This window comes from Virgibacillus indicus, from assembly GCF_002266285.1.
Lineage (GTDB): Bacteria > Bacillota > Bacilli > Bacillales > Amphibacillaceae > Virgibacillus_K > Virgibacillus_K indicus.
This window is the reverse complement of record NZ_NPMS01000001.1, coordinates 449062-473299: the sequence shown is the minus strand read 5'-3', so window position 1 is coordinate 473299 and position 24238 is coordinate 449062. Positions and strand designations below refer to the sequence as shown.

The 24238-nt window shown below is 37.6% G+C and carries 27 protein-coding genes; 1 reads left to right on the top strand and 26 read right to left on the bottom strand.

Annotated features, from left to right (window positions below; genetic code table 11):
• Positions 1 to 507: 507 nt before the first annotated feature.
• From recN to CIL03_RS02330, 23 genes are all read right to left on the bottom strand, one after another.
• Positions 508 to 2235, bottom strand: coding sequence for a DNA repair protein RecN (recN, locus tag CIL03_RS02440; protein ID WP_094883614.1), 1728 nt, complete (start codon positions 2233 to 2235; stop codon positions 508 to 510).
• 38 nt (positions 2236 to 2273) lie between these two features.
• Complete coding sequence (ahrC, locus tag CIL03_RS02435) at positions 2274 to 2723, bottom strand: transcriptional regulator AhrC/ArgR (RefSeq protein WP_094883613.1); 450 nt, start codon at positions 2721 to 2723, stop codon at positions 2274 to 2276.
• 91 nt (positions 2724 to 2814) lie between these two features.
• A complete protein-coding gene (locus tag CIL03_RS02430) occupies positions 2815 to 3639 on the bottom strand; it encodes a TlyA family RNA methyltransferase (RefSeq protein WP_094883612.1) in 825 nt (274 codons plus the stop codon).
• A gap of 20 nt (positions 3640 to 3659) precedes the next feature.
• A complete protein-coding gene (locus tag CIL03_RS02425) occupies positions 3660 to 4235 on the bottom strand; it encodes a hypothetical protein (protein ID WP_094883611.1) in 576 nt (191 codons plus the stop codon).
• 679 nt (positions 4236 to 4914) lie between these two features.
• Positions 4915 to 5799, bottom strand: a complete 885-nt coding sequence (locus CIL03_RS02420) for a polyprenyl synthetase family protein (RefSeq protein ID WP_094883610.1) — start codon at positions 5797 to 5799, stop codon at positions 4915 to 4917.
• 2 nt (positions 5800 to 5801) lie between these two features.
• Positions 5802 to 6035: an exodeoxyribonuclease VII small subunit gene (locus tag CIL03_RS02415; protein ID WP_094883609.1), complete on the bottom strand. Its 234-nt coding sequence runs from the start codon at positions 6033 to 6035 to the stop codon at positions 5802 to 5804.
• Positions 6019 to 7377, bottom strand: coding sequence for an exodeoxyribonuclease VII large subunit (gene xseA, locus CIL03_RS02410; protein WP_094883608.1), 1359 nt, complete (start codon positions 7375 to 7377; stop codon positions 6019 to 6021). The genes CIL03_RS02415 and xseA overlap by 17 nt, the downstream gene beginning before the upstream one ends.
• On the bottom strand, positions 7374 to 8225 hold the full coding sequence (gene folD / locus CIL03_RS02405; RefSeq protein WP_094883607.1) for a bifunctional methylenetetrahydrofolate dehydrogenase/methenyltetrahydrofolate cyclohydrolase FolD: 852 nt from the start codon (positions 8223 to 8225) through the stop codon (positions 7374 to 7376). Before folD ends, xseA begins: the two co-directional genes overlap by 4 nt.
• Positions 8226 to 8241: 16 nt before the next feature.
• The gene (gene nusB / locus CIL03_RS02400; protein WP_094883606.1) at positions 8242 to 8622 is read right to left on the bottom strand and encodes a transcription antitermination factor NusB; all 381 of its coding nucleotides are present in this window, start codon (positions 8620 to 8622) and stop codon (positions 8242 to 8244) included.
• 233 nt (positions 8623 to 8855) lie between these two features.
• Positions 8856 to 9254 (bottom strand): Asp23/Gls24 family envelope stress response protein, encoded by a 399-nt coding sequence (locus tag CIL03_RS02395; protein ID WP_094883605.1) that lies wholly within the window; start codon positions 9252 to 9254, stop codon positions 8856 to 8858.
• A gap of 37 nt (positions 9255 to 9291) precedes the next feature.
• Positions 9292 to 10650: an acetyl-CoA carboxylase biotin carboxylase subunit gene (gene accC / locus CIL03_RS02390; RefSeq protein WP_094883604.1), complete on the bottom strand. Its 1359-nt coding sequence runs from the start codon at positions 10648 to 10650 to the stop codon at positions 9292 to 9294.
• 13 nt (positions 10651 to 10663) lie between these two features.
• Positions 10664 to 11167 carry an acetyl-CoA carboxylase biotin carboxyl carrier protein gene (accB, locus tag CIL03_RS02385; RefSeq protein WP_094883603.1) on the bottom strand — a complete coding sequence of 168 codons (504 nt, stop codon included), beginning with the start codon at positions 11165 to 11167 and terminating at the stop codon, positions 10664 to 10666.
• Positions 11168 to 11401: 234 nt separating this feature from the next.
• Positions 11402 to 11959, bottom strand: a complete 558-nt coding sequence (locus tag CIL03_RS02380; protein WP_094883602.1) for a SpoIIIAH-like family protein — start codon at positions 11957 to 11959, stop codon at positions 11402 to 11404.
• 14 nt (positions 11960 to 11973) lie between these two features.
• A complete protein-coding gene (gene spoIIIAG / locus CIL03_RS02375) occupies positions 11974 to 12606 on the bottom strand; it encodes a stage III sporulation protein AG (RefSeq protein ID WP_240507982.1) in 633 nt (210 codons plus the stop codon).
• A complete protein-coding gene (spoIIIAF, locus tag CIL03_RS02370) occupies positions 12603 to 13235 on the bottom strand; it encodes a stage III sporulation protein AF (RefSeq protein WP_094883600.1) in 633 nt (210 codons plus the stop codon). Before spoIIIAF ends, spoIIIAG begins: the two co-directional genes overlap by 4 nt.
• A gap of 10 nt (positions 13236 to 13245) precedes the next feature.
• Positions 13246 to 14418: a stage III sporulation protein AE gene (spoIIIAE, locus tag CIL03_RS02365; RefSeq protein ID WP_094883599.1), complete on the bottom strand. Its 1173-nt coding sequence runs from the start codon at positions 14416 to 14418 to the stop codon at positions 13246 to 13248.
• Positions 14419 to 14454: 36 nt separating this feature from the next.
• The gene (gene spoIIIAD, locus CIL03_RS02360; RefSeq protein WP_240507981.1) at positions 14455 to 14853 is read right to left on the bottom strand and encodes a stage III sporulation protein AD; all 399 of its coding nucleotides are present in this window, start codon (positions 14851 to 14853) and stop codon (positions 14455 to 14457) included.
• The gene (gene spoIIIAC / locus CIL03_RS02355) at positions 14853 to 15059 is read right to left on the bottom strand and encodes a stage III sporulation protein AC (RefSeq protein WP_094883597.1); all 207 of its coding nucleotides are present in this window, start codon (positions 15057 to 15059) and stop codon (positions 14853 to 14855) included. The genes spoIIIAD and spoIIIAC overlap by 1 nt, the downstream gene beginning before the upstream one ends.
• A gap of 97 nt (positions 15060 to 15156) precedes the next feature.
• On the bottom strand, positions 15157 to 15669 hold the full coding sequence (spoIIIAB, locus tag CIL03_RS02350) for a stage III sporulation protein SpoIIIAB (RefSeq protein ID WP_094883596.1): 513 nt from the start codon (positions 15667 to 15669) through the stop codon (positions 15157 to 15159).
• Positions 15614 to 16591, bottom strand: coding sequence for a stage III sporulation protein AA (gene spoIIIAA / locus CIL03_RS02345; RefSeq protein ID WP_094883595.1), 978 nt, complete (start codon positions 16589 to 16591; stop codon positions 15614 to 15616). Before spoIIIAA ends, spoIIIAB begins: the two co-directional genes overlap by 56 nt.
• 171 nt (positions 16592 to 16762) lie before the next feature.
• Entirely contained in the window at positions 16763 to 17323 is a 561-nt protein-coding gene (gene efp / locus CIL03_RS02340) for an elongation factor P (protein ID WP_094883594.1), read from the bottom strand.
• 54 nt (positions 17324 to 17377) lie between these two features.
• Entirely contained in the window at positions 17378 to 18439 is a 1062-nt protein-coding gene (locus CIL03_RS02335) for a M24 family metallopeptidase (protein WP_094883593.1), read from the bottom strand.
• Between the two features lie 116 nt (positions 18440 to 18555).
• Positions 18556 to 19056, bottom strand: coding sequence for a YqhR family membrane protein (locus CIL03_RS02330; RefSeq protein WP_094883592.1), 501 nt, complete (start codon positions 19054 to 19056; stop codon positions 18556 to 18558).
• Between the two features lie 573 nt (positions 19057 to 19629).
• On the opposite strand from CIL03_RS02330, the gene CIL03_RS02325 reads away from it, so the two are divergent.
• A complete protein-coding gene (locus CIL03_RS02325) occupies positions 19630 to 20004 on the top strand; it encodes an SA1362 family protein (protein ID WP_094883591.1) in 375 nt (124 codons plus the stop codon).
• A gap of 85 nt (positions 20005 to 20089) precedes the next feature.
• Here CIL03_RS02325 and CIL03_RS02320 read toward each other — a convergent pair whose 3' ends face one another.
• From CIL03_RS02320 to CIL03_RS02310, 3 genes are all read right to left on the bottom strand, one after another.
• On the bottom strand, positions 20090 to 20980 hold the full coding sequence (locus CIL03_RS02320) for a patatin-like phospholipase family protein (RefSeq protein WP_094883590.1): 891 nt from the start codon (positions 20978 to 20980) through the stop codon (positions 20090 to 20092).
• 131 nt (positions 20981 to 21111) lie between these two features.
• Entirely contained in the window at positions 21112 to 21534 is a 423-nt protein-coding gene (mntR, locus tag CIL03_RS02315; protein WP_094883589.1) for a transcriptional regulator MntR, read from the bottom strand.
• 144 nt (positions 21535 to 21678) lie between these two features.
• Positions 21679 to 24237 carry a vitamin B12-dependent ribonucleotide reductase gene (locus CIL03_RS02310; RefSeq protein ID WP_094883588.1) on the bottom strand — a complete coding sequence of 853 codons (2559 nt, stop codon included), beginning with the start codon at positions 24235 to 24237 and terminating at the stop codon, positions 21679 to 21681.
• Between the last annotated feature and the right edge of the window lies 1 nt (position 24238).

Sequence of the window (24238 nt, the reverse complement as noted above, 5' to 3'; positions counted from 1 at the left end):
TTTAAACTGGTGAAAGTTAAGAAAGATGTGTAACATTTCCTTTTAAAAAAAGCGATATATATGTATATGTATGATTAATAGGACATTCTCAAATAATGCATGTTTTATTTTGCTAAATGAGGAATACTTTAAGTACTTGTTCAAAAAAGAAGGGATGAAAAGAGCCAAGTTCGTCTTAGTTCGCAAAATATTTTCTTTTTCAAGGGCATGGGTGTTTTAGCAATCTTTTCAGTGCCATGAATCGGAAGTGTTGAAGGTGGCTAATTCGATGTGTCACATATACCGGACTTTTTGAGCATCCTCTTTAAAGGCAAAGAAAAAAACCAGATAGTTTTATCATCTGGCTTTTTAAGCAAAATTATCCTTATTTTTTACATTAAAATGAAAGCATAACTTTTCAATTGTTCCATCATAAAAAAATTGGGGCTACGTTAATCGTCCCATCTAAAACATTAAGCGTTTCACACGGCGTTCAGGTCCTCTCCTGGATTGCAGTTCTTACCTAGCTTAACGGGCGCCTGGCCTTTTTTTTTTAAATGCAGCTGCTAAATCAAGCATTTCTTTTGCGTGTTCCTTAGCTGTTTCTGTTAGTTTGGTTCCAGTAATCATTCTGCTTAATTCAACAATCTGCTGTTTGGAATTTAATTCTGATACTCCTGTGGCAGTCCGTTCCGCTTTTTCCATTTTTTCAATCAACTTATGTGTATCAGCCATTGATGCCACCTGAGGCAAATGAGTAATACAAAGTACTTGTGATTCGTTAGAAATTTGATAAATTTTCTCTGCAATAGCTTGTGCTACTCTCCCGCTTACACCTGTATCCACCTCATCAAAGATTACACTTGTAACACCCTGATGACTGGAAAATATCTTTTTAAGTGCCAGCATAATCCGTGAAAGTTCACCACCGGAGGCGACTTTACTAAGTTCTTTCATTGGTTCCCCAGGGTTTGTAGATATCATAAATCGCACTTTATCTATCCCATTTTTATGAAGATTTATTTCCTCAGCTTTGTTTCGTCCTTCATCATTTGTTTCAAATAAGATGGAAAAAGAAGTTTTTTCGAGATATAACCCCTTCAATTCAGCATGGATTTCATCGGTTAACGAGGCTGCTGCTTTTTTTCGAATATCGTGAAGCTGTTTAGCCTCTAAGTAAGCATCCTCTGTAACCTCATTAATTTGGTTTGCTAACTTGGTCAGGTGTGAGTCCTTGTTTGTTATTTCTTCCATTTCCTCTTCTATTTTAGCCATATATTCCAGAACATCATTTACTGTCGAACCATATTTCTTTTTAAGCCTGCTGATTTCATTAAGCCGTGCTTCTAGCTCATTTAGACGCTCCGGATCGTATTGTAACGTATCAATATGATTTCTTAATTCATAGGTCAATTCCTCTAGGGCGAAGTAATGATTTGATATTTCCTCCGTCTTTTCGGCAATAAATGGATCGTGTTCAGAGCCTTCCTGTAATGAAAGCTGAGCCTGATTGACCCATTCAATGCCTTTTTGTTCTCCGTAAAGAGCATTATAGGCATCTTGCAATGCTTTAAAAATTCGCTCATAATTAACTAATGAATTTCTTTCTTCTTCAAGAATGTTATCTTCATCTGGACTTAAATCAGCTTGTTCAATCTCTTTTATCTGAAATTCAAGCAAGTCCTGTCTATGTGCCATTTCCTTTTCATTTTCATTCAGGGTTCTGTATCTGCTTTTCAGAGTACTAAGTTTTTCGTAAAGCCTGAGGTATTCTATTTTTGCTTCTGCAGTCCTTTTCGAATCATATAGATCCAATAATTCAATATGGCTTTCAGGATCCATAAGGGATTGAGTTTCATGCTGGCTGTGAATATCAATAAGTGTTTTGCCGAATTCTTTTAAAATTGCTAAAGTAACTAATTTGCCATTTACGCGGCAAATGCTTTTACCTGATGATGTTATTGTACGTTTTAGAACAATCTGTTCATCCTGTATCTCTATCCCGTATTCTCTTCCTTTTTCATAAACAGGATGACTTTTATAATTAATAAAAAACAATCCCTCTATCTCTGCTCTTTTTGCCTGATGCCTCACATATTCAACGGAGCCTCTGCCGCCAGCCAGTAATTGTATGGCATCAATGATAATCGATTTTCCCGCGCCGGTTTCCCCTGTTAAAACAGTAAGTCCCTCATTAAAATTAATCGAAATTTCATCAATAATTGCAAAATCATGGATTGATAATTCTGTTAGCATGTTTCTATTCACCTCGCCATTAGCAATTCGTGTTCCATTTACAGCATTTCAATAAAACGATTCTTAATGATTTCTGCATCTGATTCAGTCCGGCAAATTATTAAACATGTGTCATCCCCGCAAATGGTACCCATAATTTCTTCCCAGTCAAGGTTATCGATTAAAACACCAACTGCATGTGCATTTCCAGGAAGTGTTTTCAGAATAATAAAATGGCTTGCATGTTCGATTTTAACAAAAGCATCCATAATTAATCTTTTTAGTTTGGTTAAAGGATTGAACCGCTGATCTGCAGGCAGGCTGTATTTGTATTTTCCATTGACTATAGGAACTTTAACAAGATGGAGTTCTTTTATATCTCTTGACACTGTTGCCTGTGTTACGTTGTATCCCAGACTTTTTAAATGTGCAACAAGGTCATCCTGTGTTTCCAGTTCATATTCAGTTATTAATTCTCGAATTTTAATATGGCGTTGAATTTTACTCATGTTCATCTCCCATTTACATGTAACGTGTGTCTCATAAGTGTTTAATGTAACTTAAGAAATTTGTACTGAACTTAGGTTTTGCACTTCTTTTTTATGAATTGGCTTTTTTTAATTCATGGTGTGCTTTTTCCACGGCCAGCTCTATTTCGGCATCGGTCAACCTAATTCCTTTAACTTTTTTCTTCCATCCAAGATGAGCCAGAAATTCAATATTTCCATCTCCTCCGGTAATTGGGGAATGTGTAAGTTCATAAAACTCATATGCTTCCTTTTCTGCAAAGGAGATAATTTCGTGCAATACACTTTTATGCACTTTTTTATCTCTTACAATCCCTTTTTTTCCAACCTGATCTTTGCCCGCTTCAAATTGAGGTTTTATTAGTGCGATAATGTCACTTTCCGTGGCAAGCAATTGTTTTAGCACGGGAAGAATTAATTTTAAAGAAATGAAAGAAACGTCAATCGTAGCAAAGTCCGGAGTGCCATTTTTCAGCATATCTGGTGTAACATATCTAAAATTTGTTCGTTCCATGACGGTAACACGATCATCATTTCTTAATTTCCAATCCAATTGGTTATACCCAACATCGATCGCATAGCTTCGTTTAGCACCATTTTGCAAGGCACAGTCTGTAAATCCTCCAGTTGAGGAGCCGACGTCAGCCATTATTTTGTTTTCAGCTGAAACCGAAAAGACTTTTAAAGCCTTTTCCAGCTTTAAGCCGCCTCTGCCTACAAAGGGAATTAATTTCCCCTTTACCGTTAATGGAGTATCTTCATTTACTTTCATTCCCGGTTTATCAAGCCGTTCCTGTTCTGAAAAAACGAGTCCAGCCATAATTATCCGTTTGGCTTTCTCCCTTGTTTCAATTAAGTTTCTCTCCACTAAGAGCAAATCTAATCGTTTTTTTACCATTATATAATTCCTTTACATGATTATTTCTTGGGAAGCACATTGATTTTGAATTTATCCTGAATGATGGAAATAACCTTTCCTGCCACAAAAATAATTTTTGTAGATGCATGGATTGCAAAGTATTTTCCAAGTGCTTTTCCTCCAACAGTAATTGCTGCTACAATGCTTGTCAATAATACAGACAGAGTAATTTGTATAGTCGAACCCTCTCCGTGGCCTAGCAGTCCAGCAATTTGCAATACAACTATTGCAGAGGCTGTCCCACTTACAATACCCGAGATGTCACCGATTACATCATTACAGAAACTTGCGAATTTGTCTGCATTTCTTATGATTATTACCGCTTCTTTTGCCCCGTAGACCTTTTCAGCTGCCATTGCATGAAATGGTGCTTCATCTGCAGCTGTTGATGCAATTCCCAGCATGTCAAAGACAACACCAATAAGTACTATAATCAATACAATAACCAGGCCAATCAGCCATATGACCCCGCTTAGAATTGAAGAAGAAATGATTGAAAAAATAGCCGCTAACACAAAAGTGATAACGGCAATAGTCAAGCTGAATTTAATCGAACGTTTAATTTGTGATTTCATATACTACCTCTGGTCTAAGTATTAAAATAATAATATGTACAAGGAATGGTCTTTCAAAAGGTAAAAACTGCGGCTTAGGTCCAGTAGGTTTTCCCAGACGGATACCTTATGTTGCCATAAAGGCGGTTCCCCTTTAAATCCATCTTAGCATTGTCACCAATAGCTAGACTGGATTACCACTTAGTCCACACTATAATCCCTTTTAAAAGTCTTCGAACAGTCTAGGAGATTTCCTCTGGCAGTCTTTAACCGTTCCCTAGCCTCTTTTGCAGTGGAGATTTCATAGAAATAAAATGGATACATTAGTGGCCAACTGAACATATCATATAAAACTCTAATCCCCTCACACACCACTCAAGGCAGGCTACGCTGCAAATAAGGTGTCCCTTACCACATATGCAGGTTCATACCCCATTCCATAGCAACAACTAGGCTTAGCTGTCACTACAGTGATGGGCCTCCACGGAAATCGGGTCAACGCCCACATGCCTTTGTGGATCGCCCGAAATCCTTAACTCCCAGCATAGACCCAAGGCTGGGCGCCTCAAGCCTACACAAGGAACTTCATCGATGTGCCCTTTGGCGAATTTTTAGCCCCGCCTTCAGGAACGGAGGACTGACTAGAATACTGTACCATTCCTTTTATAATAATATTATAACATATTTAATTAAATATGTGCTAGTGGTCTCTATGGCTGAAATAATCTATGAGTGAGTTTAATGTAGTATCGAGTGCATCTGCTTTTTTTAGTGCTTCTTTTGCTTTATTTACATATTTTTGCTTCTGCTCTATCGCACCATCAATTCCCAGCAGCTTTGGATACGTACTTTTTTGATTAAGCTCATCACTTCCAATTGCTTTACCAATTTTATCAGGGTCTCCGACAACATCAAGAATATCATCCTGAACCTGAAAAATCAGTCCCAGATAATGAGCAAAATCCTTTAAAGCTTTCAATTGTTCATCAGTTGCGCTGCTCAGGTATGCTCCTGCAAAGACAGCAAATTGCAATAATTCTCCAGTTTTCAGTGCATGGATATGTTCCAGTTCTTCTAATGAAACAGGATTTATTTCTGCTTCCATATCCAATATTTGACCACCAACCATGCCACGCGGTCCAGCGACAGTCGCCATCATTCCTGTCAGCTTAACTTTTTGCTGATCCGTCAAAACGGGATCATTAGTTATAATCTCAAAGCTGTATGTTAATAAAGCATCACCCGCAAGTATTGCCGTAGCTTCATCGAACACTTTATGATTTGTAGGTTTACCACGTCTGTAATCATCATCATCCATTGCCGGCAGATCATCATGAATCAGAGAGTAGGTATGTATCATTTCCAGAGCTGCCGCTGATGATAATGTCTTTGAAACATTACCGCCATAAGCCTGACAGCTTGCGAAAAGCAATATCGGCCGAAGACGTTTCCCTCCTGCCTCAAGGGAATAAATCATTGATTCCTTCAATTGACTTGGAATGGATAAATGCTGTAAATAGTTTCTAAGATTCTCTTCAATCAGTTGTTTTTGATTATCCAGATAGTCGTTTAAGTTTTCCTGCACAATTATTCTTCCTCCTGTATTTCAAAGGGTTCCATTTCTCCTCGGTCATTGATGATTTGTGTCATTTTTGCCTGGACATTTGTAAGTTTATCATTACAAATTTTGGAGAGGTTCATACCTTCCTGATAATAATTTATTGCTTTTTCAAGAGGTACGTCTCCTCCTTCCAGTTTTTCGACGACCTTTTCAAGTTGTTCCATTGCTTGTTCGAATGTAATTTCATTCGTTTCGCTCATCATATTTCCCCTCCACATTGATGATTTCACAATTTAGAATTCCATCCTGTAAGTTTACTTTTATTTTATCCTCTTCATTTAGCTGCTCCACAGACTTTATAATTTCCCCTTGATAGGTATATGGTATTGCAAAACCCCTTTTCATTATTTCCAAAGGATTCAAAAGTGTAAGTTTTTCAATTGTATTTAGAACCAGCTGCTTTTTCTTGTCAAGTATTTGGGTCATATTACTGGTTTGCTGTCTCATAAGCTGAAACAGATCTTTTTGATATTGTTCTATTTGTTTTTTGGGATGTTGAGCAAGGAGACGCGAATTAAGGTTTGAAAAAGCCAAAGCCTGCTGTTTCATATTTTGATTAGCAGCTTTCAGCATCATTTCCACGAATCGATCCAGTTCCTGTTCTTTTTGTTTAAGAAGCTGTTCGGGATATCGAAAAGCATAAGATTGTTCAATCCGGTTTATATGTTTTTTGTGATCAATTATTTGCCTTTTCATTTCCCTTCCCAGTGATCGATTTAAGCTGAATACTCTTTCCTTTAAATCAAACTGGGAAGGAACTGCCATTTCTGCAGCACCGGTTGGAGTTGGGGCACGTAAATCAGCCACATAATCACTGATGGTTATATCCGTTTCATGCCCAACCGCAGAGATAACAGGGATTTGTGATTCAAAAATAGCCTTTGCAACTATTTCTTCATTAAAACTCCATAATTCCTCTATGGAGCCCCCGCCTCGTCCTGCAATCAACACATCAAATAACTCTTTTTTGTTTGCAGTTTCAATTGCCTGCTGTATGGAAGCTGCTGCATTTGGCCCCTGTACTAAGGCAGGAATTACCGTTATTGCAGCAATAGGATACCTCCTTTTAATTGTTGTAATAATATCGCGGACAGCAGCACCTGTTGGTGAGGTAATAACCCCTATATGTTTTGGATATAATGGAATTTCCTTTTTATGGACTGGATCAAAATAACCAAGCTTATGTAATTTTTCCTTTAGCTGCTCAAATGCTAAATAAAGTGCTCCGATTCCATCAGGTTCCATTTGCTGAATATAGAGCTGATATTGGCCATATGTTTCAAAGACACTGATTTCCCCTCTGATCAGTACATTCATTCCATTTTCAGGATAAAATTTCAGTGACCGGTTATTGCCAGCAAACATAACTGCCTGCAATCGTGTCTGATCATCCTTGATTGTTAGATACATATGTCCCCGGCTATGATGCTTAAAGTTAGAAATCTCACCCTTAAGCCAGATATTTTTTAAATGCGGATCTGTGTCAATTTTACGTTTGATGTATTTCGTCAGTGCAGTAACTGTTAAATATTTATCCTTCAATTATCAGACAGTCCTTCAGCGGCTTTAATGGTATTTTTTAATAGCATAGCAATTGTCATCGGACCAACACCTCTTGGTACTGGTGTTATATAAGCCGCCTTCTTTTTCGCACTGTCGAAATCCACATCACCGGTTAACGAACCATCCACTCTGTTGATGCCAACATCAATCACAACAGCTCCGTCTTTAATAAAATCTTCATTCACTGCATGGGCTTTTCCAACCGCGACAATTAGTATATCAGCCTTTTTTGTATGTTCTTTTAAATCAGCTGTTTTTGAATGGCAATACGTAACAGTTGCATTTTCGTTCAGCAGCAATTGACCGACAGGCTTTCCAACGATATTGCTTCTGCCGATTACGACTGCATGTTTACCTGCGATATCAATGTTTTTTGACTTAAGCATGGTAATAATTCCAAAAGGAGTACATGGAAGCAAAGTATCCTTGCCTGTCATCATTCTGCCGATGTTTATCGGATGAAATCCATCTACATCCTTTGAAGGATCAATTGCTTCAATCACTTGCTGTTCCCTGATATGCTCCGGCATCGGCAGCTGAACTAAAATACCATGTACTGCATGATTCTTATTAAGGTCATCGATTAAATGAAGCAGTTTCTCTTCTGTAGTTTCTGCAGGCAATTCAATAACTTCAGATGATATTCCAACCTCATCCGAGGCTTTCTTTTTACCATTGACATAAGATTTTGAAGCAGGATTATCCCCGATTAATATAACACTTAAATGAGGAGTGACTCCACGTTCTTTTAATTGTAAAACTTCACCCTTCATATTTTGCCGAAGTTCTTGTGCTAGTTCTTTACCATTTATAATTGTACCAGTCAAAATCTAACATCCCCTTTTATGCAATGATTTTTGATAAGACACCATTAATAAATTTGCCTGATTTATCATCTCCATAACTATTGCCAAGTTCAATTGCTTCGTTTATGGAAACACTCACAGGTATATCATTTATAAATTTAATTTCGAATGTCGCAATTCTCAAGATTGTTTTTTCAACGGCAGCAATGCGTTTCAGCGTCCAATTTTCAAGATGCTCATCAATTATATTATCGATTTCATTCTTATTTTCCGAAACACCCTCCACCAGTGCAGCCAAAAACTCATTAGTCTCTTCCGTTTCCAGAAAATCCTGAATTGCAGTCTTTGGTTCATTATCGTTGATATCCAATTGGAAAAGTATTTGAAATGCTTTTTCCCTAGCTGTATGTCGGTTCATTCTTTCTAGCTCCTTTTAGAGGGGTATACTTTCTCTTTCAAATAATAACACGATTAAGATGGATAAGCTAGAAACACCTACACTTGAAATACGTCTTACCGGTAGGACTAATTTCCAGGAAAACATGCTTCATCTGTAATGTTACTGGTTGAATTAAAAGTTCTTAATAATTCACTATTAATACAAAAATAAATCAAGGTCAAAAGGGTCCTTCCCTTCTGACCTTGATCAATTTATTCAGCTATTTCGCCGGAGCCTTCTTTGCCATCCATCTGAATTCCAACGACATGAACATTAATCTCGTCGATTTCCAGTGCTGTCATACTTTTCAAGGTCTGCCTGATATTTGACTGCAGATTTTGAGCGACCTCCGGTATTGAAACCCCAAAGTTTAACACCACAAACAAATCGATTAGAATGCCGTTATCAGTTAATTCAACTTTAACTCCCTTACTATGGGATTTTTTTCCGAATTTCTCAACAACACCAGAAGCAAAATTACCCCGCATTGCAAATAGTCCATCCACTTCTGCAGCTGCTATTCCAGCAATAACCTCGATTACTTCTGGAGCAATTTCAACCTTACCAAGACTGGTATCTTCACTAACGTTTAACAAAGGTTGTTCACTCATGTTCCCACTCCTTTACCTGAGAGTTTACGGACAGCTCCTATTTTTCTGTTTCCAGTATAGGGTTATCCTCTAAAAATTTCGTATTAAAATCACCTTTCACAAAAACATCATGATCCATAATTAAGCGATGAAATGGAATAGTTGTATGAATGCCCTCAACTACAAACTCATCTAAAGCACGCTTCATGCGGGTAACCGCATCTTCACGGGTAGAACCATATGCAATGAGTTTAGCGATCATGGAATCATAATAAGGTGGTATCATATAACCAGGATATGCTGCAGAATCGATTCTTACACCTAAACCTCCTGGAGGCAAATACATTTTTATCTCACCAGCAGAAGGCATGAAGTTTTTAAAAGGGTTCTCTGCGTTAATTCTGCATTCAATGGCCCATCCTTCAAATTCTACATCTCCCTGTTTGAAAGAAAGCTCCTCATTATTGGCAATTTTAATCTGTTCCTTTATTAAATCCACACCAGTTACCATCTCAGTGACAGGATGTTCCACCTGAATTCTGGTATTCATCTCCATGAAATAAAATTCTTTGCTTTCTCTGTCAAAAATGTATTCGATGGTACCAGCACCTTCGTAATTTACTGCTTTTGCAGCTTTAACGGAAGCCTCACCCATTTTCTGCCGTATTTCCGGTGTCAGTGCCGGTGATGGTGATTCTTCAATCAGCTTTTGCAGCCTTCTTTGAATTGTGCAGTCTCTCTCTCCCAAGTGTATAACGTTTCCATGTTTATCAGCCAGGATCTGGATTTCAACATGACGAAAATCTTCAATATATTTTTCGATATATACACCAGCGTTTCCAAATGCTGTTTCAGCTTCTTTTTGGGTAACCTGTATGCCTTTAATCAGATCTTCTTCTGTTCTTGCAACCCGGATTCCTTTTCCGCCACCCCCGGCAGTGGCTTTAATAATAACCGGATAACCAATACTTTCTGCTATTTCTTTTGCTTGTTCCTCATTTTCTATGATCCCATCAGAACCTGGCACAATAGGGACATTGGCTTTTGCCATTGTTTCCCTGGCAACATCCTTAATCCCCATTTTTTGAATGGCCTCCGGAGTAGGTCCAACAAAAGTTATATTACATTCCCTGCAAATTTCTGCAAAGTCAGCATTCTCTGCTAAAAAACCATATCCAGGATGGATGGCTTGAACCTCTGTCAGTGTTGCCACACTCATTATGTTAGTAAAATTAAGATAGCTGTCCTTACTTAAGGTTGGACCGATGCAGTATGCTTCATCTGCTAATTGAACATGCAATGATTCTTTATCTGCTTCTGAATATACAGCAACAGTTTCGATTCCCATCTCTTTGCATGCACGTATAATCCGTACTGCTATCTCCCCTCTGTTAGCAATTAACAGTTTTTTTATCACTTGATACATCCCCTCACCTAGACTTTACTCTAAACAATGGCTGACCATATTCAACTAGCTCGCCATCTTCAGCCAATATTTCAACAATTTCACCAGAGACTTCTGCTTCAATCTCATTAAATAATTTCATTGCTTCGACGATACATACAACCGTATCTTTTTCAACTGCACTGCCCTTTGATACGTATGGGTCACTTTCCGGTGACGCGGCTGTATAAAGCGTGCCGACCATAGGTGAGACGATTTCATAATCATATTCGGTTTTACTTTCCAGTTCAGTCTTTTTTTCTGGTGTTTCAGATGTACTTGGCACAGTTTGTTCCTGTACTTCTGTTTTAGGTGTATCGTTTGATTGCTGTTCCATTGAAATTACAGGCTGAACTTGTGTTTGAACAGTATTATTTCCATTATTTTTTTTCATTGATACTGTAGTTCCGTTTGTTTCATAGGTAAATTCGCTAATGGAAGATTGGTCTATCAATTTGATTATTTCACGTATTTCCTGAACTTTTAACATTTCTGGCACCCTTTCATTGTCAGCTTTTACTATTAGGTACTAATAACACCTCTTAACATTTTACGATAAATCATTACAAAACATCAAGGTTTACCGATAAGTTTACACATTACTATGTAATCTAAAATCGCTTTCACAGTTTAATTATAGCAATATTACGGTACCATTGCGAATGGTTTATAAGTTAACACCATGAAAATACCCGAGCAATTATTTTTGCTCGGGTTCTTTCTGTTATTCATCCAAATTAGGCTGATAATTTACGTTTACCGGTATATCCCCAAATTCTTCCCTGACCAGCTGCATGATATTAACTACCTCCGTATTTGTAAGCTGATCCACTTTTACACTTACATGAACCTTATCATCTTCTGAACGGACCAGCACATCCTGGTACTCATTGTTTGTCAAGATTGATTGCTCTAAAATCTTTTCCTTTGTCGATAAACTTTCCAAGACGTCTATGTCCTTAAGGGCCTGGTCCTTTTCATCAATGGTTGAAGAACCGGATGTTACAATTTCTTCAAGGCGGGCAATTTGCATACTTCTATCATCCTGTACTTCCATACGCATTGTAGTATAAAGTTCATCTCCCCCAAGATTGGTCATGTCCTCAACTGTTGCATCATCCCCTTCTGCTTCCCCTGAATCTGTTGTGGCAGCTTGCTCGGAATCATTTTGACCATTATCTATATATGCCAGGTCATCCGTATCTGAGGTCATATAGTAGACACTCAGTACAATCATTAAACTTAACATTGTCAGAAGCCACACCGTTTGTTTTTTTAACATTTTTTTTCCTCCCTTTAATTTTTCGGCATTACAGAGATTCTGTGTGTTGGAACATCAAGCACACGTGATATTGCCTTTACCATCCATTGTTTTACAGAAGCATGGTCAGCTCCTTGTGCGACTGCAAAAACACCTCTTACTTCAGGCTTTTTTGTTTGTATTAACAGCGGCACTTCTTTATCTCCTTGTCTGACTAATACTGTTTGTGAATCTTCTGTACTGTCCTCAACTTTTCGTGTTCCGCCATTGCGATCAGATTCATCGGTTTTCTGCTGACCTTTAATAAGGTTTTTCTGGTATACCTTTACTTTTGTTGAATCGAGATTTATCATTACTTCCGCATCAGATACCCCTTGTATTTTATTAAGCATTTCTTCCAGGTCCTTTTTATAGCTAGCTTCGAGTTCAGATACATCAGAAGTTTCAGATACTTCCTCCGAACTAGTTTCCTGAACATTTTGTTGCATTTGAATATCTAATTGACTTTCATTTTCTGTCTCATCTGGCGAGGATGAAAATACATTTCCAAGTATGATCAGCAATAAACCGACTAAAGCCATAATAATTATATATCCGACTTTTTTAGATGGCGGTTTAAACTTCCCATCTTCTTTCTGCTGCAGGAATTTTTCGATTCTGTGCTTCAAGATGCCCCTCCCTCCCATATGATCGTTAAGTCCTTGTTTTTTAGCTCCCATACCTCTCGCAATAAATCTTTTATGTCTTCATCATCTTGTCCCTTTTCATTTTCTGACGGGTCATCTGTATTAATTACAATGTCATCTACAACACTCACTGCACCCTCCTCATCCCCTAATTCTCTTAGATAAACAATGACCTCTTCCAGATTCTCAAACAGATTGTTATCAGTTGCCTGGGTGTCGCTTGCAAATTTAAATTCCAGGTCAATAATTTCAGCCTGATACTGCTCTAGCAAAGAATCTTTTGCCAAATCTTTTAATGGGACAGCCACTTGTTCTAAAATATATGCATCTTGTGATGCTTGTATTTCATTTTTTTGAATTTCAATAGAATTTTCTGCTGAATTATTCCTGACTTCCTCCTGATCCAGCTGAACAAACGCGTTTTTCAATTCTTGTCCCATGTCAATATTGAAAATATAAAAGACAGGTTTTAATAAAATTAATATTAATAGCAAACCAACTGCCAGCTTAATATATTTTTTCATTGCAGTTGCCGGAATTAATAAATCAATAATTGCAGCAAGTAACAAAAAGATTATAATTTGGGTTACCCATTCTATTAAAGCGTCCATATCTATCACCCTATCTCAAAAGCAGCGTAATATTACTTGCTGCAACAATAATCACAATTGCCAGCAAAAACATGAAGGATACTGCCAGTAAGCAAGCCAGAATGTATATAATATATTTGCTTATCGTATTTAAACTTGTAATTACAGGTCCTTCCCCAATCGGCTGCAAAACGGCCGCCGCAATTTTATAAATAACAGCTATTGCAAAGATCTTAATGGCGGGAAACAAAGCCAAAAATACAATAAAGATCAAGCCAACTATGCCCACTGCATTTTTCAAAAGTAATGATGCGCTTAAAATTGTATCCGCGGCATCGGTAAACGTACGTCCAACAACTGGTATAAAGTTCCCCGTTATAAATTTCGCTGTTTTCATTGCAACTCCATCTTGGATCGCACTTGCAGCGCCTTGGACAGACATCACTCCAAGGAATATCGTTAAAAATACGCCGAGTGTACCCAGAGCAACTGTTTTAAATAGGTTCGCCAGATGAGTGACTTTATAATTATCATTTAAACTGCTGACAATCAGCAATAAAGCAGATAAAAATAATAATGGCAAAATAAAAGTTGAAATAAGAACACCGCTTAAAGGAATAAGGAAAAGGATGATCGGATGAAAAAATGAAACAGATATTACACTCCCAAATGTTCCCATTAACCCAAGAACCAGAGGCAAAAGAGCGATCATGAAACTGCTCATAGTATCAATTGCCTCTTTTGTATAGGAAACCGCCAAATAAAAGCTGTTTAATGCAATGAAAATCAGAACAATGTATACTACAAAATAAGCAATCTTACTAACTGCACTTTTTTCAAATGCATTATGCATTGTTTGTAATATGATTGAAAATAAAGTAAGCATAATTAACGATCCAAGCAATTTCCCATTTAGGATCAGCTCATGAAACAAAAACTTCAGAAAACCTGAAAATACACTTTTTAATGATAATTCACCATTACTTTTTATAAATTCATATAGGCTTGTTTTATCCAGTTCTGGTATATATCCTCCATACTCATCAACAAGCTCTTTCCAATAGTTTTGAACCCCATCCAATGAGAGTTCATTTAACATAGCATTTTCAATATTATTGGCATCAGGAGTTGCAGATACAGTGGCCTGTCCAGTTATTAATAAAATCAAAACGACCGGGATTAATATAAGTATTTTAAATTTCATCCACCATAAGTGCCTCCTTCAGTCAGACATTCAGGCCTATACATCAGGCAAAAAACTTAAAATAGCTTCGATAACTGCCGTGATAATTGGGACAGCCAGCAATAAAATAAATATTTTTCCAGCCAGCTCAATTTTGGTGGCTACAGATCCCAGACCCGCATCCTTCGTAAGACTTGCCCCAAGCTCTGCTATATAAGCAATGCCAATAATTTTTAGTATCGTTTCCAGATACATCCCCTGTATGTTTGCTTTATTTCCCAAGGTCTCTATTAACTGAAAAATTGTATTGATATGACTGATTACAGCAAGAAAAATAATGATTCCAGTTATAATAATCAGGAAAAATGCCAGGGAGTTGTTCAGATCTTTTAAAATGATATATAAAATGCTTGCAATAATTCCCAAAATAACAATTTGCAATATATCCATCTGCATTACCCCTGGAAAAGAAATACGGATTTTATCTGCTGAAATAAATCAGAAAGCCCGTTAATCACAATAACTAATACAATTATAAATCCTATCAGTGTAGCAAATTGAGCGATTTCTTCCTTTCCCATTTGCTTAAGTATTGTGTGAATTAAAGCTACGATAATACCTATTCCTGCTATTTGAAATAATATGGATGCATCTGTCAGCATGGATGTACCCCTTTCTTGCTATATAAGACCTAAATATTTTTATGGCTGTGGATTTTTTTATTAGGGATAGCTACGTCAGGCGCTTGTGCCTTTGATTCTATATAAGGAGCAAAACGATAAACAATCCGCATAATACTCCCAAACTTTTAGCCATTTTGCTATATCTATGTTGATTATCCCTGGCTTCCTCCAGCTCCCGATTCAGATGACTGATTGTTAGCTGAATTTGCTTTTGCTGCTGAAAAAAATCATGCTGTCCCAATGTTCTTCCAAATTGGAAAAGTATTTCGATCTCATTGCTTCCAAGACAGGTGCCAACTTCCAGATCAGATACATTCTTTTCCCACAACTCATGGAAGTCGAAGTTTTTTTCCTTCATGCCTAATCCTAGAGATTCAAAAAATGTTTTCATGGGCTGGGGAATTTGCCTGGAAATGGTTGTGAAAGCATCCTGAAGCGGCAGCTGACTGTATAAAATTTCAGCCTCCAATATCTGAAGTGAGTTTTTAAGCTGCCTGATGTGTTTTGGACGTTTATTCAATCTTCTGCTCCATTCAAAGCCTGCCCAGGTTGATGTTGCTATGAAAAGAAGTGCTCCAATCCATTTCATCCCGACGGCACCCCGATTCTCCTAAGATATTTCTTTCATTCTGATCATAGATTTTCTGAATTTGGCCGGGCTTCTTATCTCTTTTTAAAATAATTATCCTTTGAAATACTTTATGGCTGAATAAAGGTTCTAATGACGGCCTCTTCTTTAGCTCGTCCAGTGAATCTCCATGTATGGTGCATATAACTGTGACTCCAGCATTAATTGCTTCTAATAATGATCGGACATCCTCTGAACTGCCTATTTCATCTACGACCAGAACATCTGGAGACATAGAGCGAATCATCATCATCATTCCTTCTGATTTTGGACAGGCATCCATAACGTCGCTTCTAAGTCCCAGATCGTGTTGGGGGACACCCTTTCTGGATGCAGCAATTTCCGATCGTTCATCTATTATCCCTACTTTTTTTGCTCCAATGCTTGCCCATCCTGAAGCTATCACCCTTGCTGCATCCCGGATCAAAGTTGTTTTTCCCGTTTGCGGTGCCCCGGCAAAAAGTGTATTGCAGTACTGATTTGTATAGATATATGGAATAATAGGAACTGCAGCACCTATTTGTTCCTTTGCGATGCGGATATTTAAAAATGTTATATACTGAACTGCTTTCACGGAACCATTAATCGTATTAACTTTTCCTGCAAGTCCGACTCGGTGACCGCCTTCAATAGTAATATAACCATCACGCAATTCATCCTCCATCCTGTATAGCGAATACTCACTAAGCTGATTGATAACAAAAACACTGTCTTTTCTGTCTGGTCTGACCATTTCCACCCATTCTGTATTCTGATTAAAAATGAGCTCAATAGGCTGATGAAGCCTGAATCTAATTTCCTGTAAAAACTGCCATCTATCATTTATTTTCTTTTCGATCGGCTGTTTCATCTTATCAGGGAATAAACGAAGTATTTCTTCCATAGGCATGTCCTCACTTTTTGAGCAGTAGCTTTATAAGTAAATGTATGTAGAGATCACCGAATTATGACTCGTCACTGCCATTGGCTAAGATGGTTAGCCATTAGTGCTTCCTTTTTTTGAAACAAAAAAACAGCCCTTTAGAGTAAGGACTGTTTTTTGAATCATCTATATTTAATTTGCTCTTGATACATATTTTCCATCAGATGTATTGATAACCAGCATTTCCCCTTGGTTGATAAAGAACGGGACCTGAACAGTTAATCCGGTTTCCATTACTGCTGATTTGGAACCACCACTGGCGGTATCCCCTTTAATTCCTGGTTCTGTTTCACTTACCTCCAGTTCCACATTGTTTGGCAGCTGAACCCCAAGAATTTCTCCTTCATATGTGATTATATGAACTTCCATATTCTCTTTCATGAATTTTAACTCATATTCTATCTGATTTGTTTGTAATTCTATTTGTTCATACGTATTTGTATCCATAAATGCATGGGAATCACCGGAAGCATACAAATACTGCATTTTTTTGTTTTCAATATGTGCTTTCGCTACTTTTTCCCCGCCTCGGAATGTTTTTTCCTGAATATTGCCGCTTCTTAGATTCCGCAGTTTCGAACGGACGAATGCGGCACCCTTACCAGGCTTCACATGCTGAAATTCCATTACCTGCCATATATCGTTGTCTACTTCTATTGTTAACCCAGTTTTAAAATCATTTACTGAAATCATTTCGAGTTCCTCCCTTTTGTTATCCGGTTCTTTTACAGTTTCACGAAAGCTGCATTATAAAGTAATCAGGTCCTTTGGTGCAGATGTTAAACGCTCATTTCCGGTCTCTGTTACAATAACGTCATCTTCAATTCTGCAGCCACCTATTCCGGGAACATAAATCCCAGGCTCAACTGTTACAACCATTCCAGCTGCCAGCTTTTTATCAGAACGGTAAGAGAGGCCTGGTGCTTCATGAACTTCAAGCCCCAGCCCATGACCAGTTGAGTGGCCAAAATAATCCACATATCCCGCATCACTTATGTAATCACGGGTCAGTGCATCTGCCTCTTTTCCGGTAATTCCGGGTTTAATGCCATTTACACCTCTTAATTGTGCCTCAAGTACAGTATCATAAATTTTTCTCAACTCATCACTGATTTCTCCAACAGCAAAAGTCCTTGTTATATCCGAACAATAGCCTTTATATAATGCGCCATAATCCAGGGTTACCAGCTCCCCCGACTGAATTTTTTTCTCTGATGCAACACCATGCGGAAGAGCAGATCTTTGACCAGAAGCTACGATAATATCAAAACTTGATGAAACAGCTCCTTGCTTGCGCATAAAGAATTCCAGTTCATTGGATATATCAATTTCTCTAACTCCTGGTTTAATGTAACCTTGAATATGTGCAAATGCATCATCTGCAATTGTTGCAGCTTTTTTCATAATTTCGAGTTCATCATTTGTTTTGGTTAAACGAAGTTCTTCAACTATCCCACCAACTGGAACCAGTTCTGTTTCAAGAACCTTCTTATATTGTTCGTATTGGCTATAGGTAATTTGATCCTTTTCAAACCCTAGACGTTTAACATTCATGCTTTTTAGCTGGTCTCTTATCTCCAGTTCGATTTGTTGTTTGTGTTCAACCACCTGAAAGCCTGCAGCTTGTTCTTTTGCTTGCTCCGTGTATCTGAAGTCCGTGATAAAAACAGCACTATTTTTGCTGATAAGAGCTGCTCCGGCGGTTCCTGTAAAACCTGTAATATATCTTCTGTTTATTGTGCTCGTTATCAATATTGCGTCAATTTCATTCGTTTCAAGTGCGTTTCGCAGTTTTTCAATTTTCCCCATTTCTCCATCCCTTTCTATATCTGTTTGGAAATTTGTGATAATCCACTTGTTTTTTTAGTTTACCATAAACATATTCATTTGAATAACGATAATACTGATTGACTTGTTTGAATCAGTCAGCCCTTTTGTTTGTTTAATTTTGCATCATGATAATCATACGAGATGGAATATCCTACAAATGTTCCATATAATATAAATAAACATATTGTAGATACGATTGTATTTTTATTTAGCTCAACCAGTGCAGGGATATTTGAAAATATTGGCTGAAGCAAATAAAAAATAATTCCCCAAAGAATCACACCGAAAACCAACCCCATCCACATTGAATTCACCTTTTTTAACAGTCCATAGTAAATTAAAGCTGCTATTAATGATAAAACACCTGCAAATACGATGGAAACAAGATCGCCCAACCAACCGCTTGTCCATTCTGCAGTAAGCCATGATCTGAGTAAAAATGATTTTGGAGCAACTTCGGAAAAATTGAAATAATACATAATTACACCAAACAAACTCCAAATCAGTCCACCAATAAATCCGGTGATTAAAGACCTTGATAATATAGATATCCGGTTTTCCCTTTTATTCTGATCCAATTGCTTTTCTTCTGTCATAACTGCCACCTCCAAGATGTATTATTGCCAATTACCGTAAAACCAATCATTTTGATTTTTCAGTAGTTTTATTTCATTTTATCTAGTAAAATGGATAATAAGCATTATCTGAAAATAATTAGTATTACTCTTAAAGTGTGTTATTAAAAAGTTTCCTTATTAGAAGCACGAAGTCCGAAGCGGCGAGGTTTTGAGTGCTAGACAAAGCTTCACAGAATAAGCATCGCACGAAGGAAAAGGGATTTGGAACGTATGCAATTGATACGTGAATGCCGAGGCTACTACCTGAGAAACTTCTTTGCTGCCTTGCACCAAGGAACATAGCTTCCCAGATCAAGCTTATAGACGCAGGTGCATACGCTTTTCAAAAACAATCATTCGTGCGGGATTCACCGCTTATAATTTGGTGACTTTATGAACATCCTCTTGAATATTTCTAAGACAAAAGGGAAATAATCTATGGTAGATCCCATTTATCAATTATTTTTCAAATAAAATGATATAAAAACGGAGATTAGTGGTATACAAGAAATAAGGTAGTAAAAACCTTTTGATAGAAAGGAGGACATTCTGATGAATCGTAAAAAAATTTCCCTTTTCGTTTATGTAATCATAGGTTTGGCGCTTGTGGGATTAATTTCACAACTCTTCACCAATACAGCAAATTTCCTGACAAACATTTTAATCATGCTGGGAGTCGCCGCTGCTGTTTTTGCGGTAATCTATTTTGTCTTTCTAAGAAAGCCAGCAGCTTCAAATGATATGAATAAATACAAAAAAGCGGTAAAGCAATCAAAAGCAAAATACAAAAATCAAAACCCCGGCAAGCAGGAAGCCAATTCAAAAAAGCAAAAACCGGGTTTGCCTAGAAAAAGAAGCAAACGTGCATCCCATCTGCGTGTGATTGATGGCAATAAAAATAAAAGAAAGGACCGAGCCAGTCTTTAACGGCAGCCAGGTTCTTTCTTTTTTTGGGGGAATGCTTGTGGTCATTGATTACTTAATATCTACGAAGCCACTTCAGTTTTTGAATCTACTTCGGCCAATATTCTAAAAAATGATCAGCACTATTTCGACCTGCTGCAATTAATTCTTGCTTAGCCTTTTCATCCAAATGAAATTCAGTAGTTCCAACGTCTCCTGAGGGAATAAAAATAATATTGGTTTTATGCAATTTTGATATATAGCGTGCGTCATGGGCCTGTTTCATCGTCGAAAAAAGTGCGTGAAACATATCTAGTGCATTATGAATATCTCTTGCCTGCTGGTCCTGGACGGCGCCTGTTAATTTAACCCCTAAAATGGGCCGAGTATCCTTTTCTTCCCCATTCTCGAATATCCACAGGGGGAAATTACTCAATAGTCCACCATCTACAATAATACTTTTTTTCGTTCTTTTTCCGGGCAGTTTTTTAGGCATAAAAAAATAAGGAAAACCTGCACTCATCCTTACTGCTTTTGAAACTGGAAAATAATTTGGATCAATTCCATATATCCTTTGCAGATCGTCAGGTATGATTACAAGTCTCCCCAGGGAAAGATCACTCACTACCACTTTCAGATATCCAGGTTTTAGATCATTAAATGTATGAACGTTTTTTTTCGCAAGCTGTTGTTGCAGCCATCGCTCTAATTTATCGCCTTTGTATATTCCCAGTTGAAAATATAAGAAAAACCATTTTGTGAAAGGGAGCAATTTAATCAAATTTGGCGGATCCAGAAATTCCTTTAAGTCCAATTCACTAAGCAGTTTATCTATCTCTTTATACCGGTAGTCTGCAGCTAAAAAAGAGGCAACAATTGCCCCTGCAGATGTTCCCGCAACCCGCTCTATCTGCAGTTTGTTTTCTTCCATACTTTCCAGTGCACCTAAAAACGCAAAAGCTTTAACCCCGCCACCGGAAAACACTGCATCAATTTTCATCAGCTCTCTCCTTCTGCTTTTTCTATATTTTTAAGCATCAGCAGAGACAAATAGAACCAATTTTGGCAAAAGGGGAAGAGAAGAATTTTAGAAAGGAGTAATTTTGGCTTAAACATATCTAGTCAGACTTTTCAGCTGTCTTTTGTTTCTGTTTGTATTTCCTTTAATTTTTCCATACGGGTTTCATCATCTTTAAAATAGGTGACTAAATCACCGATCCGGTCAATGGAGTTCCAGCTCAGGTGATGTTCTATTCCTTCCACATCATCATATATATTTTCTTTTTCTACACCAATAATCTCTAGAAATTGTTCTAAGAGTGTATGTCTGAAAACTAATCGTTCGCCGATTTTATTTCCTTTTTGTGTCAGGATTAACCCTCTGTATTTTTCATAGTTTAAATATTCATCTTTATCTAATTTCTGCACCATTTTCGTGACCGAAGATGGATGGACCTTCAGTGCTTCTGCAATATCTGAAACTCTTGCATAACCTTTTGTATCAATTAATATATATATTTGTTCGATATAATCCTCCATACTCGGAGTTGGCATTGAATCTCCTCATTTCAAAGAATAATTTTTTAGCTGATGCAACAATGTTTCTATATATGAGGATACCTTAAACCGACTGTATAAACAAGCAGAAGAGCAAACCGTCTGATGACAGCTTGCTCTTTTAAGATTTCTAATATTTGTTTACAACCCACATTTTAATTGGGCACCACAGCTTGTACATGTATTACAGCCACCGATATCTTCAATACTTCCTTCACGGCAGACAGGGCATGTATCCCCAATCTCCGATCCAATTGAAACATTTGTTTTATCCAATTCCTGGATTGTATCCATCAAAACTACTTTTGGTTTTTCGACTTCATCGAATAACTCAGTCTGTTCGAAAGAATTATCCTCTGCTTTTAGTGTTAAAACTTGAGTATCACGGCTGCCATCCACATAAACAGTGCCTCCTTTTGCACCACCATTGTACAGCCTTTGGTATACATTTTCTACCTGATTAACAGTATATCCTTTCGGAGCATTAACTGTTTTTGAAATTGAGCTATCCACCCAGCGCTGAATCACACATTGTGTATCAGCATGTGCTTCCGGTGGCAGATCCATTGCTGTAACGAACCAGTCTGGCAGATTTTCCGGATCCTGATCTGGATTCTGGTCCAAATACTCCTGTACGATATCTGCTTTAACCTCAATAAATTTTCCAAGCCTTCCACTTCTGTAATAAGAGAATGAGAAGTATGGCTCTAATCCTGTTGAAACGCCGACCATTGTACCAGTGCTTCCAGTCGGAGCAACCGTTAATAAATGCGAGTTCCGGATCCCATTTTCCAATACACCTTGTCTGATATCTTCCGGCATTTTTTGCATGTAACCAGTGTTGATAAACGCTTTTCTTAATTCATTTGTTTTATCTTGATTGTTACCTACAAGAAACGGAAAACTTCCTTTTTCTTTTGCTAAATTGATAGATTCACGATAAGCAGTCGTTGCAATTGTTTCAAATACTTTATCGACTAAATCATTACCTTCTTTTGAACCATAAGGTGTTTCACAGTAAATCAACAAATCATGCATACCCATAACACCAAGTCCAACCCGACGTTCTCCTAAAGCTTGCTTTTTATTTTCTTCCAGGAAGTAAGGAGTTGCATCAATAACGTTATCCTGCATTCTTACCCCAGTTTGCACTGTTTGCTTCAGCTTTTCAAAGTTTACTTTCTTCGTTTTCTTATCAGCCATTTCAGCCAGATTAACAGCAGCTAAATTACAGACTGAATAAGGTGCGAGTGGTTGTTCTCCACACGGGTTCGTTGCTACTACCTGATCACCATAAGCTTTTGCATTTGTCATGTCATTTGCATTGTCGATGAAGAAAATTCCTGGTTCAGCAGAGTAAGTAGCACAGACATTAATTAAATTCCACAATTCCTTTGCCTTAATGCGACGATAAACTCTTACACCATAACCCATTTCTTCCCACTTTCGCACATCACCGACATCATGCCATTTTTCATTATAATCTTTCATTTCTTCTTTTGTATAATTCTCCACATCAGGAAAACGAAGCTCATAATAATCATCATTTTCAACTGCATCCATGAATTCTTTTGTTATACATACTGAAATATTTGCACCAGTTAAAAATTCGGAGTTATGAACATCATATGTTCCTCCTATCATTAACTTTCCCTCTGCCTCACGTATTGCTGCTTGTGTAAAACCACCGAGTCCAGGCATGTTTCTGTAGTTTACTATTCCCTGGTACAAATCCATTTCCGTCTCAGTAAATGGAGTAAATTTTAGCTTTTCCTCTGCTAATCGTTTAATTTGTTCATCTTCCGTGTTTTCTATTAAATATCGGAGGATTCTTGAATTTTGCATTTTAGAAATAATAAATTCAATGATATCAGGATGAGAGTCAACCAGCATTATCATTTGTGCACCGCGTCTTGATCCACCTTGTTCAACAAGATGTGTTAGCTTTGCAATATCATCAAGCCACGATACAGAGCCTGATGATTTTCCGTTTACCCCTCTTGCCAATGTGTTACGAGGTCTCAATGTAGAACCGTTTGTTCCTACTCCCCCGCCTCTAGACATGATTTCCATCACTTGCTTGCGATGATCGGAGATACCCTCACGCGAATCTTTGATATAGGGCATGACGTAACAGTTGAAATACGTTACATCCGTATCTGCACCTGCACCATAGAGTACTCTGCCGGCCGGGACAAAGTTCAGGCTTGAGAGTTCTTCATTAAATTTTTCAAACCATTCCTGCTGTTTTTCTTCAGTGGTCTCTGCCATCGACAATCCCGCAGCATTCCTTTTAGCTATTTGTTCATAATAAACTTCAAGTGGTTTATCAATCACATCGAGGCTGCGTTTAACAACTCCTGTTTTTCCTTCTTCTTCATTATCCAGTACAGAAACAAATTCAGGGTTCACCTGGATGTCTGCTTGCTTGTTAATCCAGTCTATAGATTTTACAAAACCTAATCCTCTGGCAGGAAATTTCGGGTCAGCTTTAACAGTTAAGACTACAAAGTCACCAATTTTTAATGTTTTCTTTTCTGTGTCCTTAAAAGAATATCTGTCCAGCATTACAAGTCTGGATACTCCTTCATGAGTTAGTTTCATGTCATCTGTAATTGGATGCACCTGGGAAAATAATTTAATATCCTGGTTCAGTCCTGATACATCAATTTTCTTCCTTGTTTCTACAGCAGTCGACATT

Bases quoted from the DNA above. Each gene is read 5' to 3' on its own strand.
- recN (WP_094883614.1), bottom strand. From the start codon at position 2,235: ATGCTAACAGAATTATCAATCCATGATTTTGCAATTATTGATGAAATT.
- ahrC (WP_094883613.1), bottom strand. From the start codon at position 2,723: ATGAGTAAAATTCAACGCCATATTAAAATTCGAGAATTAATAACTGAA.
- CIL03_RS02430 (WP_094883612.1), bottom strand. From the start codon at position 3,639: ATGGTAAAAAAACGATTAGATTTGCTCTTAGTGGAGAGAAACTTAATT.
- CIL03_RS02425 (WP_094883611.1), bottom strand. From the start codon at position 4,235: ATGAAATCACAAATTAAACGTTCGATTAAATTCAGCTTGACTATTGCC.
- CIL03_RS02415 (WP_094883609.1), bottom strand. From the start codon at position 6,035: ATGAGCGAAACGAATGAAATTACATTCGAACAAGCAATGGAACAACTT.
- nusB (WP_094883606.1), bottom strand. From the start codon at position 8,622: ATGAACCGACATACAGCTAGGGAAAAAGCATTTCAAATACTTTTCCAA.
- CIL03_RS02395 (WP_094883605.1), bottom strand. From the start codon at position 9,254: ATGAGTGAACAACCTTTGTTAAACGTTAGTGAAGATACCAGTCTTGGT.
- accB (WP_094883603.1), bottom strand. From the start codon at position 11,167: ATGTTAAAAGTTCAGGAAATACGTGAAATAATCAAATTGATAGACCAA.
- CIL03_RS02380 (WP_094883602.1), bottom strand. From the start codon at position 11,959: ATGTTAAAAAAACAAACGGTGTGGCTTCTGACAATGTTAAGTTTAATG.
- spoIIIAF (WP_094883600.1), bottom strand. From the start codon at position 13,235: ATGGACGCTTTAATAGAATGGGTAACCCAAATTATAATCTTTTTGTTA.
- spoIIIAE (WP_094883599.1), bottom strand. From the start codon at position 14,418: ATGAAATTTAAAATACTTATATTAATCCCGGTCGTTTTGATTTTATTA.
- spoIIIAD (WP_240507981.1), bottom strand. From the start codon at position 14,853: ATGCAGATGGATATATTGCAAATTGTTATTTTGGGAATTATTGCAAGC.
- spoIIIAC (WP_094883597.1), bottom strand. From the start codon at position 15,059: ATGCTGACAGATGCATCCATATTATTTCAAATAGCAGGAATAGGTATT.
- spoIIIAB (WP_094883596.1), bottom strand. From the start codon at position 15,669: ATGAAATGGATTGGAGCACTTCTTTTCATAGCAACATCAACCTGGGCA.
- spoIIIAA (WP_094883595.1), bottom strand. From the start codon at position 16,591: ATGGAAGAAATACTTCGTTTATTCCCTGATAAGATGAAACAGCCGATC.
- efp (WP_094883594.1), bottom strand. From the start codon at position 17,323: ATGATTTCAGTAAATGATTTTAAAACTGGGTTAACAATAGAAGTAGAC.
- CIL03_RS02335 (WP_094883593.1), bottom strand. From the start codon at position 18,439: ATGGGGAAAATTGAAAAACTGCGAAACGCACTTGAAACGAATGAAATT.
- CIL03_RS02330 (WP_094883592.1), bottom strand. From the start codon at position 19,056: ATGACAGAAGAAAAGCAATTGGATCAGAATAAAAGGGAAAACCGGATA.
- CIL03_RS02325 (WP_094883591.1), top strand. From the start codon at position 19,630: ATGAATCGTAAAAAAATTTCCCTTTTCGTTTATGTAATCATAGGTTTG.
- CIL03_RS02320 (WP_094883590.1), bottom strand. From the start codon at position 20,980: ATGAAAATTGATGCAGTGTTTTCCGGTGGCGGGGTTAAAGCTTTTGCG.
- mntR (WP_094883589.1), bottom strand. From the start codon at position 21,534: ATGCCAACTCCGAGTATGGAGGATTATATCGAACAAATATATATATTA.
- CIL03_RS02310 (WP_094883588.1), bottom strand. From the start codon at position 24,237: ATGTCGACTGCTGTAGAAACAAGGAAGAAAATTGATGTATCAGGACTG.